Source organism: uncultured Hyphomicrobium sp. (assembly GCF_902826555.1).
In the GTDB taxonomy this organism is placed as follows: domain Bacteria; phylum Pseudomonadota; class Alphaproteobacteria; order Rhizobiales; family Hyphomicrobiaceae; genus Hyphomicrobium_C.
Genome location: NZ_CADEFI010000002.1, coordinates 64685 through 80938 on the forward strand (window position 1 = coordinate 64685; position 16254 = coordinate 80938).

The 16254-nt window shown below is 64.0% G+C and carries 12 protein-coding genes; 4 read left to right on the forward strand and 8 right to left on the reverse strand.

The features are described from left to right. Positions 1-106 precede the first annotated feature (106 nt). Positions 107-1783: a formate--tetrahydrofolate ligase gene (locus tag QZV93_RS01700; RefSeq protein ID WP_295555453.1), complete on the reverse strand. Its 1677-nt coding sequence runs from the start codon at positions 1781-1783 to the stop codon at positions 107-109. Positions 1784-2084: 301 nt separating this feature from the next. Here QZV93_RS01700 and prmB point away from each other — a divergent pair, with 301 nt between their 5' ends. The 4 genes from prmB to QZV93_RS01720 all read left to right on the forward strand — a co-directional run bounded on the left by prmB (position 2085) and on the right by QZV93_RS01720 (position 6334). Next, positions 2085-3014, forward strand: coding sequence for a 50S ribosomal protein L3 N(5)-glutamine methyltransferase (gene prmB / locus QZV93_RS01705; protein ID WP_295555456.1), 930 nt, complete (start codon positions 2085-2087; stop codon positions 3012-3014). A gap of 246 nt (positions 3015-3260) precedes the next feature. Continuing rightward, positions 3261-4280 carry a DctP family TRAP transporter solute-binding subunit gene (locus QZV93_RS01710; protein ID WP_295555630.1) on the forward strand — a complete coding sequence of 340 codons (1020 nt, stop codon included), beginning with the start codon at positions 3261-3263 and terminating at the stop codon, positions 4278-4280. Between the two features lie 93 nt (positions 4281-4373). After that, positions 4374-5012, forward strand: a complete 639-nt coding sequence (locus tag QZV93_RS01715; RefSeq protein WP_295555457.1) for a TRAP transporter small permease — start codon at positions 4374-4376, stop codon at positions 5010-5012. After that, entirely contained in the window at positions 5009-6334 is a 1326-nt protein-coding gene (locus QZV93_RS01720; protein WP_295555459.1) for a TRAP transporter large permease subunit, read from the forward strand. The genes QZV93_RS01715 and QZV93_RS01720 overlap by 4 nt, the downstream gene beginning before the upstream one ends. A gap of 249 nt (positions 6335-6583) precedes the next feature. On the opposite strand, the gene QZV93_RS01725 is transcribed toward QZV93_RS01720, so the two are convergent. From QZV93_RS01725 to pip, 7 genes are all read right to left on the reverse strand, one after another. Then, entirely contained in the window at positions 6584-9436 is a 2853-nt protein-coding gene (locus QZV93_RS01725; protein WP_295555460.1) for a phosphoenolpyruvate carboxylase, read from the reverse strand. A 222-nt stretch (positions 9437-9658) separates the two neighbouring features. Beyond that, on the reverse strand, positions 9659-10555 hold the full coding sequence (gene sucD / locus QZV93_RS01730) for a succinate--CoA ligase subunit alpha (protein ID WP_295555462.1): 897 nt from the start codon (positions 10553-10555) through the stop codon (positions 9659-9661). A 12-nt stretch (positions 10556-10567) separates the two neighbouring features. Further along, positions 10568-11737 (reverse strand): malate--CoA ligase subunit beta, encoded by a 1170-nt coding sequence (locus QZV93_RS01735; RefSeq protein ID WP_295555464.1) that lies wholly within the window; start codon positions 11735-11737, stop codon positions 10568-10570. Positions 11738-11779: 42 nt separating this feature from the next. After that, positions 11780-12736: a CoA ester lyase gene (locus QZV93_RS01740; protein ID WP_295555465.1), complete on the reverse strand. Its 957-nt coding sequence runs from the start codon at positions 12734-12736 to the stop codon at positions 11780-11782. A gap of 127 nt (positions 12737-12863) precedes the next feature. Then, positions 12864-14069: an aminotransferase class V-fold PLP-dependent enzyme gene (locus QZV93_RS01745; protein ID WP_295555466.1), complete on the reverse strand. Its 1206-nt coding sequence runs from the start codon at positions 14067-14069 to the stop codon at positions 12864-12866. 417 nt (positions 14070-14486) lie between these two features. Continuing rightward, positions 14487-15119, reverse strand: coding sequence for a response regulator transcription factor (locus QZV93_RS01750; protein ID WP_295555467.1), 633 nt, complete (start codon positions 15117-15119; stop codon positions 14487-14489). 146 nt (positions 15120-15265) lie between these two features. After that, positions 15266-16228 (reverse strand): prolyl aminopeptidase, encoded by a 963-nt coding sequence (gene pip, locus QZV93_RS01755; RefSeq protein WP_295555468.1) that lies wholly within the window; start codon positions 16226-16228, stop codon positions 15266-15268. Positions 16229-16254: the final 26 nt, after the last annotated feature.

The following is a 16254-nucleotide window of genomic DNA, read 5'->3' on the forward strand; positions in this document are numbered from 1 at the left end:
GCGGCCCAGAGTGCTTCCGGAAAAGTGGGAACCGGTTTTCCGATAAGAAGCACGATCAAACAGAGGCCTAGAGACGTTCGGCGATTCCATGAAAGCCGAAACGGCTCTAGAACAGGCCCTCGATCTGCCCTGCCGCATTGAGACGGATGGAATCTGCCGCCGGAACCTTGGGCAGGCCGGGCATGGTCATGATCTCGCCCGTGATGGCGACCACGAACCCTGCGCCCGCCGAGAGACGCAGTTCGCGAACCGGCACGATGTGGCCGGTCGGTGCGCCGCGCTTGGTCGGATCGGTCGAGAACGAGTACTGGGTCTTCGCCATGCAGACGGGCAGGTTGCCGAACCCCATGGCCTCCAGCTCCTTGAACTTCGTCTCCACCGATGAATCGCAGGAGATGTCGGCCGCCCGGTAGATCTCGGTCGCGATCGTCTTCACTTTGTCACGCAGCGGCATCTCGTCGGGATAGAGCGGCTTGAACGCGGCCTTGCCCGAGTTCGCAACCTCGACCACGTGCTGGGCGAGCGCTTCCGTGCCCTTGCCGCCATCGGCCCAGTGCGTGCACATGAAGGCGCGCGTGCCCATGCTCTCGGCAGCGCGCATGACCTCCTGGATCTCCGCATCCGTGTCGGTGATGAAGCGATTGACCGCCACCACCGCCGGCACGCCGAACTTGTTCACGTTCTCGATGTGGCGCTTGAGGTTCTCGCAGCCCTTGGCGACGGCAGCCACGTTCTCGCCCTTGAGGTCCTCCTTGGCGACGCCGCCGTGCATCTTGAGCGCACGCACGGTGGCGACGATGACCGCCGCTGCCGGCTGGAGGCCCGCCTTGCGGCACTTGATGTCGAAGAACTTCTCGGCCCCGAGATCGGCGCCGAAGCCCGCTTCCGTGACCACGAAATCGGCGACTTTGAGCGCGCTCTTGGTGGCCAGAACCGAGTTGCAGCCGTGTGCGATGTTGGCGAACGGGCCGCCATGGATGAACACGGGGTTGTTCTCGAGCGTCTGCACCATGTTGGGCATCAGCGCGTCCTTGAGCAGCACCGTCATGGCGCCGTCGCCCTTCACGTCGCGCGCCCGCACCGGCTTCTTGTCGCGCGTGTAGCCGATGATGATGTTGCCGAGCCGCGTCTCGAGATCCTTGAGGTCTGAGGAGAGGCAGAGGATCGCCATCACCTCGGATGCGACCGTGATGTCGAATCCGTCCTCGCGCGGGAAACCGTTCGAGACGCCGCCGAGCGAATTGACGATCGAGCGCAGCGCCCGGTCGTTCATGTCGAGCACGCGCCGCCACTCGATGCGCCGAATGTCGAGACCGGCCCCGTTGCCCCAATAGATATGATTGTCGATCAGCGCCGAGAGCAGGTTGTGCGCGCTGGTGATGGCATGGAAGTCGCCGGTGAAGTGGAGGTTGATATCCTCCATGGGAACCACCTGGGCGTACCCGCCGCCGGCTGCACCGCCCTTGACGCCGAAGCAGGGTCCGAGAGAGGGCTCGCGCAGCGCGCACATGGCCTTCTTGCCGATGCGGTTGAGCCCGTCCGTGAGGCCGACCGTGGTCGTCGTCTTGCCTTCGCCGGCGGGTGTCGGACTGATGGCCGTGACCAGGATCAGCTTGCCGTCGGGCCGGGTTCCGAGGGCATTGATGAAGTCGAACGAGATCTTCGCCTTGGTCGTCCCGTAGGGAATGATCGCGTCTGCCGGAATCCCGAGCTTGGCCGCCACCTCGGTGATCGGCTTCATCTTGGCTTCGCGCGCGATCTCGATATCTGATTTAACCGTCACGGGCTTCCCTCCGAATGGACGTTTCTATGGCTGGTCCCTTGTCCCGCGGGTCCAGACTGGCGCGATATTGGCGTCTTGCGTGCCTATCGCCAAGCGGGTCACAAAAAAATAGACATGATGACGCGAGGCCCTTTCGCACGTGCGTAATTTTGAATGAGGGTGAATCGGCCCCCGGGTCCCATTTCGGAGATTGCCGGGGCAACGTGATCTCCGTGGTGGCAAGAGCCGGATGCTTCGGCTAGGGACACGGGGGGCGGGGGCGCGCGCAAGTGCGCAGAAGGCCTACCGACGTCGGAGAACCATGAGCAGCACGCCGAGCCATCCCGAGATTGACGACCTTGTGACGGTCCGCGACTGGCTGCGCTATGCCACGAGCCGCTTTTCCGCCGCCGGCCTCGTATTCGGTCACGGCACCGAAACGCCCCTCGACGAAGCGGCATTTCTCATCCTTTCGGCCCTGCATCTCCCCATCGACCAGCTCGAACCATGGCTGGATGCGCGTCTGACGCGCGAGGAGCGCGGGCAGATCGCCGGCCTTGTTGAGCAGCGCATTTCCACCCGCAAGCCCGCGCCCTACCTCGTCAACGCGGCTTGGATCAAGGGGCACAGGTTCTATGTCGACGAGCGCGTGATCGTGCCGCGCTCCTACATCGGCGAGCTTCTGGAGGAAGGGCTGCCGGCCGTGGTGGCGGATCCGGACGCAATCGAAAATGCCCTCGATCTGTGCACCGGCTCGGGCTGCCTCGCCATCCTCGCTGCGCTCGCCTTTCCGAATGCCGCCGTCGACGCGGCCGATATCTCGCCCGATGCCCTCGAGGTCGCACGGCGCAACGTTGCCGCCTATGGCCTCGAAGGCCGCGTCGCACTCTCGCAATCCGACCTGTTCTCTGCGCTCGGTGGCCGCACCTACGACCTGATCCTCTCGAACCCGCCCTACGTCACCGCGTCGGCCGTGGCGGCATTCCCACCGGAATACAGCGCCGAGCCCCAGCTCGCCCACCTCGGCGGCGAGGACGGCATGGACCTCGTCCGCCGGATCCTCGAGGCGGCCGCCGTTCATCTCAATCCTGAGGGGATGCTGGTCGTTGAAGTCGGCACCGGCAGGGATACGCTTGAAACCGAATACCCCGACTTGCCGTTTCTATGGCTCGATACGGAGCAAAGCGAAGGCGAGGTGTTCGCACTTCCCGCCGCTGCCCTCCGCACGTTGAGGAGCCGCACGAGGCGCTGACGGCAAGAGGCAGGTATGACGCGCGACGACCCGATCGACGATGCCAAGAGGCATCAAGAGCTGATGTTGAGGATCGCCCGCCGGCCCGGGTTCTGCTGCTGCTGCATTTGCGTCCCAAGCGAGGATCGCCGTCGCGCCCGGCGCGTATTCCGTCTCACCCGCAAGGTTGTTCGCGCTTGGGACAAGGAGCGGGAAGAGCTAGAATCGAAGTCTTGACGCAGACCGTCCATGAGCAGGGAACCGACGATGCGCGCTGTGCTGATAGCTTTGGTCGGCCTTTCGCTCGCGGCGGCACCTGCGTGCGCGGAACAGGCGCCGACTGCCGCTGCCCCCATCGTCATCAAGTTCAGCCACGTCGCCGCGCCACAGGCCCATAAGAGCCGCGCGGCCGAGCATTTCAAAACGCTCGCCGAGCAGTACACCAACGGCCGCGTTAGGGTCGAGCTGTACCCCAACTCGCAGCTTTACAAGGACAAGGAGGAGCTGGAGGCACTTCAACTCGGCGCCGTCCAGATGCTCGCCCCGTCGGTCTCGAAGTTCGGTCCGCTCGGTATCAAGGCTTTCGAAGTCTTCGACCTGCCCTACATCTTTGCCGGCTACGACGAGCTGGCCAAAGTCACGGAAGGCGAGATCGGTCGCGATCTGCTAGACCGCCTGAAGTCAAAGGGGCTCATCGGCCTCGCCTATTGGAACAACGGCTTCAAGATCCTCTCGGCCAACAGCCCGCTATACGGGCCGGATGACGTGCTGGGCCTCAAGATGCGCATTCAATCCTCCAAGGTCCTGGAGGCTCAGATGTGGTCGATTGGCGGTATGCCGCAGGTCATGGCTTTCTCCGAGGCCTATCAGGCGCTTTCGTCGGGTGTGGTGGACGGCACGGAGAACACGCCCGCCAACATGTACACCCAGAAAATGTACGAGGTGCAGAAGCACGCCACGATGACCTACCACGGCTATCTCGGCTATGCCGTGATCTCGAACGCGAAGTTTTGGAGCGGCTTGCCGTCCGACATCCGTGCCAGCCTCGAGCGCGCGATTGCCGAGACGACGCCTGTCGCCAACCGCTTCGCGCGCGAGGAGAATGAGGAGGCGCTGGAGGAGATGCGCAAGGCCGGCACCACCGTATTCCACGAGCCGACGCCCGACGAACGGGCCGCCTGGATGGCGGCCATGCTGCCCGTGCACGACGAGATGGCGAGCCGCGTCGGTCGCGACCTCATCGACCGTATCTACGCCGCCACCGGCCACAAGTCGCCGACGCAATAAAGGCTTGCAGTCCGGCGTGACGGCGCTCCGTTCCCGTGCGATAGCAGGACAACAAAAAAGCCGGCCTCCGCCCGCGGCCATTGAGGGAAACGCATGCAGGAAAGGTCGAAGGCGGCGCGCCTGCTCGATCATATCGAGGAGATCGTCATCGCGACGTTGATCGGCGCCGCGACCCTGCTCATATTCGTCGCCGTGGCGCAGCGCTACGGCCTTTCCGGGGTCGCTTCGGTGTACCGCTGGTCCCGCGTCGAGGACATTCCCTGGCTCACCAGTCTGTCGAAAAGCCTCTTCTTCACCATCGCCTACGTGCGGCTCACATGGGCACAGGAATTGTGCATCTTCATGATCGTCTGGATGGCCAAGTTCGGCGCCGCGTACGGCGTGCGCACCGGCATCCATGTCGGGGTCGACATCCTGGTCGAGCGCTTGACCGGCACCGCAAAGAGCGCGCTGATCATCGCGGGGCTTTTGGCGGGCGCACTGTTCACGGCTTTTGTCGGCACGCTGGGCGCCCATCTCGTTTGGCACATCGCCGGCACCGGACAGACCTCGGCGGTGCTTGAGCTGCCCATGTGGATCGTCTATCTGGCGGTGCCGCTCGGCTCGTATCTCATGTGCTACCGCTTCCTTGAGGTGGCATGGACCTTCTGGAGGACCGGCGAGCGGCCCCATCACGATCCAGGCAAGGTCGAAGGCGTCGACGCGCCGCCTCCGGCGGAGGGCGCGAGATGACCGCAGCCTTCATTTTCCTTTTGCTGGTCGCGCTGCTGCTGGTCGGAATGCCGGTGTCGATTGCGCTTGGCCTGACGGTGCTCACGGTCCTGTTCGTGTTGACCGACGTGCCGCTCGATGCAGTTGCCTTGAAGCTCTTCACCGGGATCGAGAGCTTCGAGCTCATGTGCGTGCCGTTCTTCATCCTCGCCGGCAACTTCCTGACACACGGTGGTGTCGCCAAGCGCATGATCCGCTTCGCCACCGCCATGGCTGGGCACTGGCCTGGCGGCCTGGGCCTCGCCGCGGTCGTCGCCTGCGCCATCTTCGCGGCAGTCTCCGGCTCGTCTCCGGCGACCGTCGTCGCCATCGGATCCATCATGATCCCGGCCATGGTCGCACGCGGCTACCCGAAGGATTTTGCGGCCGGCGTCATCGCCTCGGGCGGCGTGCTCGGCATCCTCATTCCGCCGTCGATCGTCATGGTGCTCTACAGCGTCGCCACAGCAGGCATGACGGTTCAAGGCCCGGACGGAAAGCGCATACACGCAGCCTCGGTCGACGATCTATTCATGGCAGGCGTGATCCCGGGGCTTGTGCTGGCGACGCTCCTGGGCTTGACCACGATCTGGCTCGCACGCAGTCGCGGCTATCCGAAAAGCGAGCGCCAGCCTTGGAGCGAGCGCCTCGCCGCGTTCCTGGACTGCTTCTGGGGCCTGGCCCTCGTCGTCATCGTCATGGGCGGCATCTATGGCGGCGTATTCACGCCGACCGAGGCCGCCGCCGTCAGTGCCGTCTACGCCTTTGTCGTCGCGGTCTACATCTACAAGGATCTCGCGCTCAAGGATGTGCCGCGCGTCCTGCTTGCCTCCGCCAGCATGAGCGCCATGCTGCTCTACATCATTACCAACGCCATATTGTTTACGTTCCTGCTCACGCACGAGCAGATCCCGCAGGCCATGGCTGACTGGCTGATCCATCAGGGCTTCGGTCCGATCACGTTCCTGCTCATCGTCAACGTGATCCTGCTCGTCGCCGGCTGCGTGATGGAGCCGGCGTCCGTGACGCTCATCCTGGCGCCCATACTGTTCCCGGTGGCCGCCAAGCTCGGCATAGATCCGGTCCACTTCGGCATCATATTGGTGGTCAACATGGAGATCGGCATGCTGACGCCTCCGGTCGGTCTGAACCTCTATGTCGCGAGCGGCGTCTCGCGCCTCGGCCTCACGACGCTTTCCGTCGCCGTCTTGCCGTGGCTCGTGACCATGTTGGCGTTCCTGATGCTCGTGACCTTTTGGCCCAGCCTGTCGCTTGGCCTGCCGCGCTGGCTCGGCATGTTGTGAAAGAAAATTCCCTCCCCCCGCTGAGCGGGGAGAGGGTTAGGGCGAGGGGCAGGCGCTTGTGCCGCGCCTTGGACCCCTCCCTGCAGGATTCCATCCTACGACCGCTTCGATCCCCGGACGCTCCGACTGTCGCGCCGTCTGTCAGGCGTGACGCAAATCGGCAGCGCAGCAAAAAAGTCCGAAGCGGGAAGTAACCGTCCCATCAAAGCCCAGAGCGCGGCGACGATCAACCGAAACCGCTCGCGGGCCTCAGCCGAATGCCCCCCAATGATGCGAAATGCCGGTGCCGATTTCGCGCACGAGCTCGTAGGCCTGCTCCATCGGTTCCAGGATCTCGGTCTCGATACGGCCGTAGTCGTCGATGCCCTTCGGCAGATACGTGGCCTGCTCGACGAACTGCCCGTCGTCGCGGGGATCGTCCACACGCCGCGGGAACGCCTGGCGCATCACCTGGAGCACTTCTGGAATTTCGAGGCTCAACGCTTTGCGTACGATCTCGGCGTGCGTCACCTCGTTGGTCGGCGTAAAGCGCGGCAGCTGCGCCGTGAGGATGAAAAGGCGCATGATCAGCGCGGCTCGGATCGCCTGCAGAAGGTCGAGCTCCAGCCGGTGATCGTCCGGGATCTTGCCGCCTTCGAGCCCGATTTCTTCCAGGATGCCGTGCAGCTCGATGGCGTCGAGCCGGAGGTAGTGCGCGAGTCCGGTGATCTTCCCCGCCCGGTCATCGTCCAAGAGTTGCTCGGCCAGGAATTTGAAGGCGCTGTCGAGGTGCTGCTCCCGCGCCCAGGAGGCGCGCTGGGCCCAGAAACCCGCATCGAAGATCACGGCGTTGGCGCCAACCGCATTGAGGCTCGAAAGCTGCTTGGCGCGCGCGATCATCTCGATCAGCGGCCGGAGACGCTGCGATTGCTTGGCCATCTCGACGAACCTCTCGCGCTCGCTGCCGACGGCTGCCCCGAGCCCCGCCACAACGTTCGCCACATAGCCGAACTGCTGCAGAATGGCGTTGTTCGGGATCGCACGCATGCGCGCCGGGTCACCACGGTCGGAATGATGGTCGCCCTGCCGCTTCACCGGACGCGAGCCGGTCTTGAACAGGAGGTTGGCGCCGAATGCGCCGAGCAGCGCCCGATAGCCGGGGTGAGCGAACAGCTCCTGCTGGTAGTCGCGCAGCCGGAGCTGGAAGTCGAGCGCCAGGTTGGTGTCGGTATAGAACGGGTCTTCGCCCTCGCCGGGATCCTTTCCGCTCATGATGATCGTCGCCAGCGCGCGCTGCGCGAACTCACGGTTGGCGAAGAAGAGATATCCGTCGCCGCCCTGGAAGCTGGTCTCGTGCTTGACGGGCAGGTTGTGCTGGAAGAAGCGCCAGCGCGACTCGCCGGGGAACACGTAGCGCAGCCGGCGCCGCAGCGGTCCCGGGTGCGCGCCGCGGCCCATGCTCTCGCCGTGCGTGGAGAAGATCAGCGTTTCGACGTTCTTGAGCTTGGCCTTGCGGACGACTTCCGCGAGTCCGTGATGCAGACGTTCGTGCGCGAGGCCGGCCGCGATCTGCCCGATGAAGCGTCCGGCGTCCGAATAACCGGTCTGTACGGCCAGCCGGCCGCGCTTCGTCACATAGTCGCGGTAAGCCTTCTCCGCCAGCAGCCGTTCGACAAGACGCGGCCCGGTCTCGAGCGCCGCCGGCGTCTCGAACAGAGGCGACACGTCGACGATCTCCGAGACCCCGAACAACTTGGCAAAGTAGACAGCGATCAGGATTGTGGCCGGGCTCTCGCACTCGGCGATGAGGTAGCGGATCGGCGTGTCGCGGTCGATGTGCTTGGCGATCTGCGCCGCGAGCGCGAACTGGCGGATGGCGGTCGCATTCTCGAGGTCGAGCGTCTCGAAGTTGACGGTTTCAGGTTTGACGCTGTGGATCATGTCCACGATGCGCGCCAGCGCCTGCCGTTCCGTGAGATCGCGCGTCCACCTTTCGTGCACGAAGGCTCGGAAGGCGTTGTTGATCTGCACGGCGTTGACACGGACGTGAATGTGGCTCATGCCGAGCCCGGTCGCGCGCAAAAGCCCGGCCAGCGACGCCACGGCGATTTTTGCCTTCGTGGTCGGCGCGGCACCGCCGACCTGCTCCAGGAGCGCGAGGATCGGCTCGGCGCTGACCAGGTTGTGCCCGTCGCCCTGAGTAATGATGTTGGCCGCCTGCGCCAGCGTGAATCCGTCCTTGCCGACGCTCTCCAGTGCTTTCACGTGCGCTTCCGCGGCGGCGATCGCGAGATCGAGCTTGCCGGTGAGCTGACGCGAAAGCTTGAGCATCTCCGCGCCGTCGCCAAGTACGGGCTTGAGTGCGAGGAAACGTTCCCGGATGTCCGCCAGTGCCGCCATCTTCTCTTTGAGGCGCACGACGAACGAGAACGTCCATTTGATGTCGGTGCGCCCGTCGAGGTCGTATCCGACCCACGATGCGAAAGTGGCAAGCTGTGGATCGGCCTTGAACGCGCGATCGCCGAACGTCGAGTGCGCAGCGGCGAAGAAATCGGTGAGCACATCCGCGTAGGCGTCGCGCAGGTTGCGGATCGCGCTCTGCACACGGCGGTGCTCGTAGTCGAGCGTGAGGCTCGGATCGGGCCGGTGCGGAAGCTCGATCGTCTGTCCCTTGGCCGTTCCCGAAACGGCGATCTCGGCCATCCGGTTCGAGAGCGCTTCGGAAAGCCCGAATGTAGGATGGGCTGTGAAGACGATGCCGTTGCGTGCCCGCGCGAACCGCGCCTTGAACGCATCGAAATCGTTGGGATCGATTCCCGCGATCTCCCGGGCGATGAACTCGGAGAACTCCTTCCGCGTCGCTTTCTCGCTCTCGACGCCGATCTGCTCCTTGAGCACCAGCGCGCGATGCACGCAGGCGCTGTCCATCAGGCGCGTCGCCAGCGATTTGAGATCGCTGAAGGTGATCTCTCCCGCTTCGAGACGCCGCGACAGGTCGAACGCCACGTTGACGATCGGATTGAGCGCCGGCTGGTCAGGAATTTGTGCGCGAAGGGCTTTGAGTTCGGCGCGGAGCGCCTTCTCGTCGAGCTTCGTGCTGCCAGGGGACAGCATCTTGTTCATCTTTGTCTCCTCAACCACCCCGAAATTCGGGGCTCGCACAATGAGTCCCAGGCAGAAAGAGGGGCCCGGCGGCCGTGAGACCGCCGGGTCGTCGGGTCGGACCTGCCATCGGGTGCAGGGCCAAGCCCGGACCTAGAGTGCTTCCTGGAATTCAGCTCTCCGGAGCCGTTGCGGGCCACGCAAGACACGGATCCGGAGAGGGAAGCACGTCAAGCGAAGGAGCTAGGCCGCCTTGCGGGCAGAAAGCACCTTCTGAACGGTTGCGCCCATCTCCGACGGCGTCGGTGCGATCGCGACCCCGCAATCGGAGAGGATGTCCACCTTCTCCGAGGCGGATTCGCCGAATGCCGACACGATGGCGCCGGCATGGCCCATGCGCCGTCCCTTCGGAGCCGAGAGGCCGGCGATGTAGGCAACGACCGGCTTCTTGAAGTGGTCGCGGATATATTGTCCCGCTTCCGCTTCCTGCGGACCGCCGATTTCGCCGATCATCATCACCGCATCGGTCTCGGGGTCCTGGGCGAAATGCTCGAGGACATCTTTGAACGAGGAGCCGTTGATCGGGTCGCCGCCGATGCCGACCGACGTCGAAACGCCGATGCCGAGCGCCTTGAGCTGGGAAGCGGCTTCGTAGCCGAGCGTGCCCGAGCGTCCGACGATGCCCACGCGACCCGGCATGTAGATGTGGCCAGGCATGATGCCGAGCATGGCCTTGCCGGGCGAGATCGTGCCGGCGCAGTTCGGGCCCGTGAGAACCATGCGGCCCTCCTTCTTGTAGCGGCGCATGTAGCGCTTCACGCGGATCATGTCCTGCGTCGGGATGCCGTCCGTGATGCAGACGCAGTATTTGATGCCGGCATCGGCCGCTTCCATGATCGCATCCGCGGCGAACGGCGGCGGAACGAACACGATAGAAGCCTCTGCGTTCGTCTCGTCGACGGCGCCCTTCATGGTGTTGAACACCGGGCGGCCGAGGTGCGTGGTGCCGCCCTTGCCGGGCGTCACGCCGCCGACCACGTTGGTGCCGTAGTCGATCATTTCCTGGGCATGGAACGTGCCGATGCGGCCCGTAAAGCCTTGCACGAGGATCGGCGTATTCTCATTGATGAAGATGGCCATTTGTTTTCCTCCTTACGCGGCTTTCTTGGCGGCCGAAACGGCCTTGTTTGCTGCGTCTGCCAGCGTCTCCGCGCTGATCATGGTGAGGCCGCTCTGATCGATGATCTTGCGGCCCTCTTCGACGTTGGTGCCGGCTAGGCGCACGACGATCGGAATCTGAATGTCGAGCTCCTTGATGGCGTCGACGACGCCCTTCGCCACCCAGTCGCACCGGTTGATGCCGGCGAACACGTTGACGAGGATCGCCTTCACGTTCTTGTCGCGCAGCACTGCCTTGAACGACTTCGTCACGCGCTCGGGGCTCGCGCCGCCGCCGATGTCGAGGAAGTTCGCCGGCTCGCCGCCCGCGAGCTTGATCATGTCGAGCGTTGCCATTGCCAGGCCCGCGCCGTTCACGATGCAGCCGATGTCTCCGTCGAGTCCGACATAGGAAAGACCGCGATCGTTGGCGTAGGTCTCGCGCGGATCCTCCTGGCTCTTGTCGCGCAGCTCGGCGATTTGCGGACGGCGGAACAGCGCGTTCTCGTCGAAGCTCATCTTGGCGTCGAGCGCGACGACGGTCTTCTGCTTGGTGATGACCAGCGGGTTGATCTCGAGCATGGAGGCATCGAGATCGCGGAAAGCGCGATAGCAGCCGAGGATGACGCGCTCGAGCTTGCCGATGATCTCGGGATCGGCGCCGAGCCCGAAAGCCACCTCGCGGGCCTGGAACGCCTGCATGCCCACCGCGGGATCGACCTGCACTTTGATGATGGTGTCGGGCTGGCTGTGCGAGATCTCTTCGATGTCCATGCCGCCCGCTGCCGACGAGACGACGACGATACGCTCGGCTGCGCGGTCCATCACGAAGGAGAGGTAGATCTCCTTGTCGATGTCGGTCGCTTCCTCGATGTAGAGGCGCGACACGAGCTTGCCCGCGGGGCCGGTCTGGATGGTGACCAGCTTCTTGCCGAGCAGGCCTTCGGATGCGGCCTCGACTTCGCTCTCCTGGCTGCAGACCTTGATGCCGCCGGCTTTGCCGCGGGCACCCGAGTGGACCTGCGCCTTGACCACCCAGCGTGCGCCGCCGAGCTCATGCGCCCGGTAAACGGCCTGCTCCGGGCTGTAGGCGAGCCCGCCGCGCGGGACAGGCACGCCGAACTTCGCGAGAAGCTCCTTCGCCTGGTACTCGTGAATGTCCATTTTGGACCTCCTTGGGGGGGAACTGTTTCCTGTCGCTTCTTCTTATTTCGCGCGTGCGGCTTCGCCGGCCTTGATCGACGCGGCGGTGGCCAGGATGTGGTTGGCCATCTTTTCCGAAGCGGCGTCGATCATCTTGCCGTCGAGCGACGCGGCGCCCTTGCCCTGCGCGGCGGCTTCCTTGAGAGCAACCAGGATGCGCTCGGCCTTGGTGACCTCGGCCGCCGTCGGCGAGTAGATCTCGTTGGCGAGCTCGATCTGCGAAGGATGGATCGCCCACTTGCCTTCCATGCCGAGCGCGGCGCCGCGACGGCAGGCGGCCTTGTAGCCGTCCGGATCGTCGATGCCGCCGAACGGGCCGTCGATGGGACGCAGGCCGAACGCACGGCAGGCGACCGTCATGCGCGACAGCGGGAAGTGCCACTGGTCGCCCGGATAGTCGGGGTTGAGGCCGCCGATGACGACGGTGCGCGCCTTGTTGAAGGCCGAGTAGTCGGCGACGCCGAAGTGCATCGACTCGAGTCGGCTGTTGGCGGAGGCGATGGCTTCCACGTTCGCCATGCCGAGCGGCGTCTCGATCAGCGCTTCCATGCCGATCTTGTGCGGAAGACCCTTCGCGACCTCAATCTGGCTGACGATCGTCTCGACAGTGTAGACGTCGGCAGGCACGCCCACCTTCGGCACCAGGATGGTATCGAGCTTCGAGCCCGCCTGCTCCACGATGTCGACCACGTCGCGATACATGTAATGCGTGTCGAGGCCGTTGATGCGCACCGACACGCTCTTGCCGGCGCCCTTCCAGTCGAGGTCGTTTAGCGCCTGGATGATGTTCTTGCGGGCCTGCTCCTTGTCCGGCGGAGCAACGGCATCCTCGCAATCGAGGAACACATAGTCGGCGGCGCTCTTGTGGGCGCGGTCGATCATCGTCGGATTGGAGCCGGGGACGGCCAGGTACGAGCGCTGCAGGCGCTGCTTGCGGATCGGATAAAGGGTGTAGCTCATCGGGGTTTCCTTGATGGCGTTTCTTGAGACACTTCGGGCTTTGTCCGTAACCGGCCGGCCGCGGGCACCCGAGTGAGTTGTTGAGAATTGAATAGGGCGGCGCCTCTGAGAGACGCCGCCCCGCGAACTATGCGGCTTTGGAAAGCGCGGGCTTTGTCGCCGTCTTGCTGAAGTACTCAGCCGCGGCGCCGGTGCCCGAGCCGAACTTGATCGGCACGCCGCAATCCTTGAGCGCCATTTCGACGTTGAACAGCACGCCGCCGATCATGCCCTCGTCGAGGGCGCCGAGGTGACCGATGCGGAACACCTTGCCGGCGACCTTGTTGAGGCCGGTTCCGAGCGAGGTGTTGTAGCGGTAGTACGCGGTCTTCAGAACGTTGTTGGCATCGATGCCCTCGGGCACGACGATGGCGGACACCGTGTCGGAATGCCACTTTGGCTCCTTCGCGCAGAGCTTGAGGCCCCAGGCATCGACCGCGGCGCGCACGCCGGAGGCAAGGCGCGTGTGGCGCGCGATGACGTTGTCGAGGCCTTCGGCGAAGATGAGGTCGATGGATGCGCGCAGGCCACGGATGAGCTGCGTGGCCGGAGTATACGGGAAGTAGCCAAGATCGTTGGTCTTGATCATGTCTTCCCAGGAGAAGAAGCAACGGTTCATGCGGCCGTTGAGGCTCTTGTTGGCGTCGAGCGCCTTCTGCGACACGGCCAGGATGCCAAGGCCGGTTGGCAGCATGAAGCCCTTCTGCGAGCCGGAGACGCAAGCGTCAACGCCCCACTCGCCCATGCGCATGTCGAGCGAGCCGACCGACGAGACGCCGTCGACGAACAGCAGTGCAGGGTGCTTGGCGGCGTCGAGTGCCTTGCGCACGCCGGCGATGTCGGAGGACACGCCCGTTGCCGTCTCGTTGTGCGTGGCGAAGACGGCCTTGATCTCGTGGTTCTTGTCCTTGGCCAGGATGTCGGCGTACTTCTCGAGCGGAACGCCCGTGCCCCACTCTTCGTCACAAAGCTCGACCTTGAGACCGAGACGCTCGGCCATATCGACCCAGAGCAGCGAGAACTGGCCGAAGCGGCTCATCAGAACCTTGTCGCCGACGGCGAGCGTGTTGGTGATCGCCGATTCCCAGGCGCCGGTGCCCGACGACGGAAAGATGAAAACGCGGCCGTCCTTCTGCTTGAAGACCTTCTTGAGGTCCTCGAAGATCGGGAGCGTGAATTTGGGGAACTCGGGGCTGCGCATGTCCTCCATGGGGAGGTTCATTGCCATGCGAACGGCGTCCGGAATATTGGTCGGGCCAGGGATGAACAGGTGCGGCTTCACCATCGTAGTCATCTGCGTCTCCTCCAGTGTGGCGTTTCGAGTTTCTTGCACCAACCTTAGCGTCTAGTGCGCCAAGCGTCAGCTCAACAGCCGCGGCGTCCGGCAAAAAGGCAGAGCCTCGTGCGTGGAGCCGCGCGTTTGCCGACTGTTGTGATCGCCCTCGGACAGGATCGGTTGATGTGAGAATTGAACGCCTTTCGGTTCAATTCGTAACATCTTCCTAACCGTGCGCAATACCCGGTTGGGCGACGGCACAAATCTCTTGGGTAGGCTTATGGGCGGTGTTTGCCGACCTGGGAATTGCCCAGTTGGGTAGTTTCTGCCTACCCACCCTGCGGCAAATTCGGGACGGCTGACGCACAGCAGCGCAGATCACTGGCCCCTTCAAAACCTGCAGCATGATCGCGATGCGATCGGAATGGCCATGCTCTAGCGCATTTCGCGCTGAGCCTGCTGCGTCATGAACAGTGCCACCGCCATGGCGCGATTGTTGACGTTGAGCTTATCGTAGAGGTTCTTCAAGTGGTATTTCACTGTGTTTCTTGAAATACCGATGCGCGCTGCAATTTGCAGGTTCGACCATCCGTCCGCAAGAGCCGCGAGCAATTCCCGCTCGCGCACCGTGAGCACGTCCAGCGGATCCTTGCTTGCCGCATCCATGTCTACGTAGGGAAACGAGACGCGTCCGTGCGACACCGACGAGATCGTCTCGAGCAAGACCTCCGGCTCGTCGCTTTTCGACATGAAGCCCCAGGCACCCGCCTTGATCGTGCGCCGCAGCACATCCATGCCCGGCTCGCCCGTATAGACGATCGTGCGCACGTCGGAGCGCCTCTCCTTGAGGCCCGCCAGGACATCGCCGCCGGTCATGTCCGGCAACGACCAGCCGATGATCGCGATCTCGACCTTATGCGCCTCGATGAGCTCGAGGAAGGCAGATCCTGTAGACACGGCCGCCGTCACGGTGAATCGGCCGTCGCGCGCGATGATGTCGACAAGGCCCGTCCGGACGACGGGGTTCTTGTCGGCGATTGCAACGGTGCGGCGGATCTCTTTCGGCATATATCGAAAAAACTCGAAGGTTCGGGAGCAGGACGCGCCTTCGCGTCCGCCGGCCCAGCCTGGATGTTTACTTTATCCGCCCGGAGGCTGGTCGAGCCAGCACCATCGCAAGGCATGGCGAACGAGCCCTGGAGGTCTCGTGCCGGTCAGCGGTCGCGGAAATGCGACGTCGCACGCACAAGCTCGTGGATGATGCCGGGCTCCGTCATGGCATGCCCTGCATCGGGGACGATACGCAACTCGGCAGATGGCCACACCTTCTTGAGGTCCCAGGCATTGCGGACCGGTGTCACGACATCGTAGCGCCCGTGCACGATCACGCCGGGAATGCCGGCCAGCCGGTGAGCTTGCTTCAGCAACGCACCGTCCTCCGTAAAAAAGCCCGCGTTGACGAAATAGTGGCATTCGATGCGGGCGAACGCGAGCGCATAGGCCGGGTTGGCAAAAGAGCGCACCCGCACGGGGTCCTCGATCAACGAGAGCGTGGTTCCCTCCCACACGCTCCAGGCTTCCGCCGCCGGAATATGAACTCGGGGATCGGGGTCGGTGAGGCGCCGGTAGTACGCGCCGATCATGTCGCCTCGCTCCTCCGGCGGGATGACACGCTCGAATGCCTCCCAGGCCTCCGGAAAGAGCGCGCTGCACCCGTCCTGGTAGAACCAGAGGAGCTCGCTCTTGCGCAGCAGAAAAATGCCTCTGAGCACCAGCGCGCTCACGCGATCGGGATGCGTCACGGCGTAGGCCAGTGCCAGCGTCGATCCCCACGAGCCACCGAAGAGTTGCCAGCGCGGAAGTTCGAGATGGCAGCGCAGGTGCTCAATATCGTCGACCAGATGCCAGGTCGTGTTGTTCTCGATCGATGCATTGGGCATCGAGCGCCCGCACCCGCGCTGGTCAAGCAGAATGATCCGGTAATGCCGCGGATCGTGAAAACGGCGCATGGCGGGATTGCATCCTCCGCCCGGTCCGCCGTGCACGATCAGCGCCGGTTCCCCGTCCGGATTTCCGCATTCGGCGAAATACAGCGAATGCCCGTCGCCCGTGGCGACGAAGCCCTCGTTGAAAAGCTCGCGCGGAGGATAGGGAGTGAGGCGGTCTCGGGACGACATCGGCCTTCCAGTACGCTTCCGGTCTT

Bases quoted from the DNA above. Each gene is read 5' to 3' on its own strand.
- prmB (WP_295555456.1), top strand. From the start codon at position 2,085: ATGAGCAGCACGCCGAGCCATCCCGAGATTGACGACCTTGTGACGGTC.
- QZV93_RS01710 (WP_295555630.1), top strand. From the start codon at position 3,261: ATGCGCGCTGTGCTGATAGCTTTGGTCGGCCTTTCGCTCGCGGCGGCA.
- QZV93_RS01715 (WP_295555457.1), top strand. From the start codon at position 4,374: ATGCAGGAAAGGTCGAAGGCGGCGCGCCTGCTCGATCATATCGAGGAG.
- QZV93_RS01720 (WP_295555459.1), top strand. From the start codon at position 5,009: ATGACCGCAGCCTTCATTTTCCTTTTGCTGGTCGCGCTGCTGCTGGTC.
- QZV93_RS01725 (WP_295555460.1), bottom strand. From the start codon at position 9,436: ATGAACAAGATGCTGTCCCCTGGCAGCACGAAGCTCGACGAGAAGGCG.
- sucD (WP_295555462.1), bottom strand. From the start codon at position 10,555: ATGGCCATCTTCATCAATGAGAATACGCCGATCCTCGTGCAAGGCTTT.
- QZV93_RS01735 (WP_295555464.1), bottom strand. From the start codon at position 11,737: ATGGACATTCACGAGTACCAGGCGAAGGAGCTTCTCGCGAAGTTCGGC.
- QZV93_RS01740 (WP_295555465.1), bottom strand. From the start codon at position 12,736: ATGAGCTACACCCTTTATCCGATCCGCAAGCAGCGCCTGCAGCGCTCG.
- QZV93_RS01745 (WP_295555466.1), bottom strand. From the start codon at position 14,069: ATGACTACGATGGTGAAGCCGCACCTGTTCATCCCTGGCCCGACCAAT.
- QZV93_RS01750 (WP_295555467.1), bottom strand. From the start codon at position 15,119: ATGCCGAAAGAGATCCGCCGCACCGTTGCAATCGCCGACAAGAACCCC.
- pip (WP_295555468.1), bottom strand. From the start codon at position 16,228: ATGTCGTCCCGAGACCGCCTCACTCCCTATCCTCCGCGCGAGCTTTTC.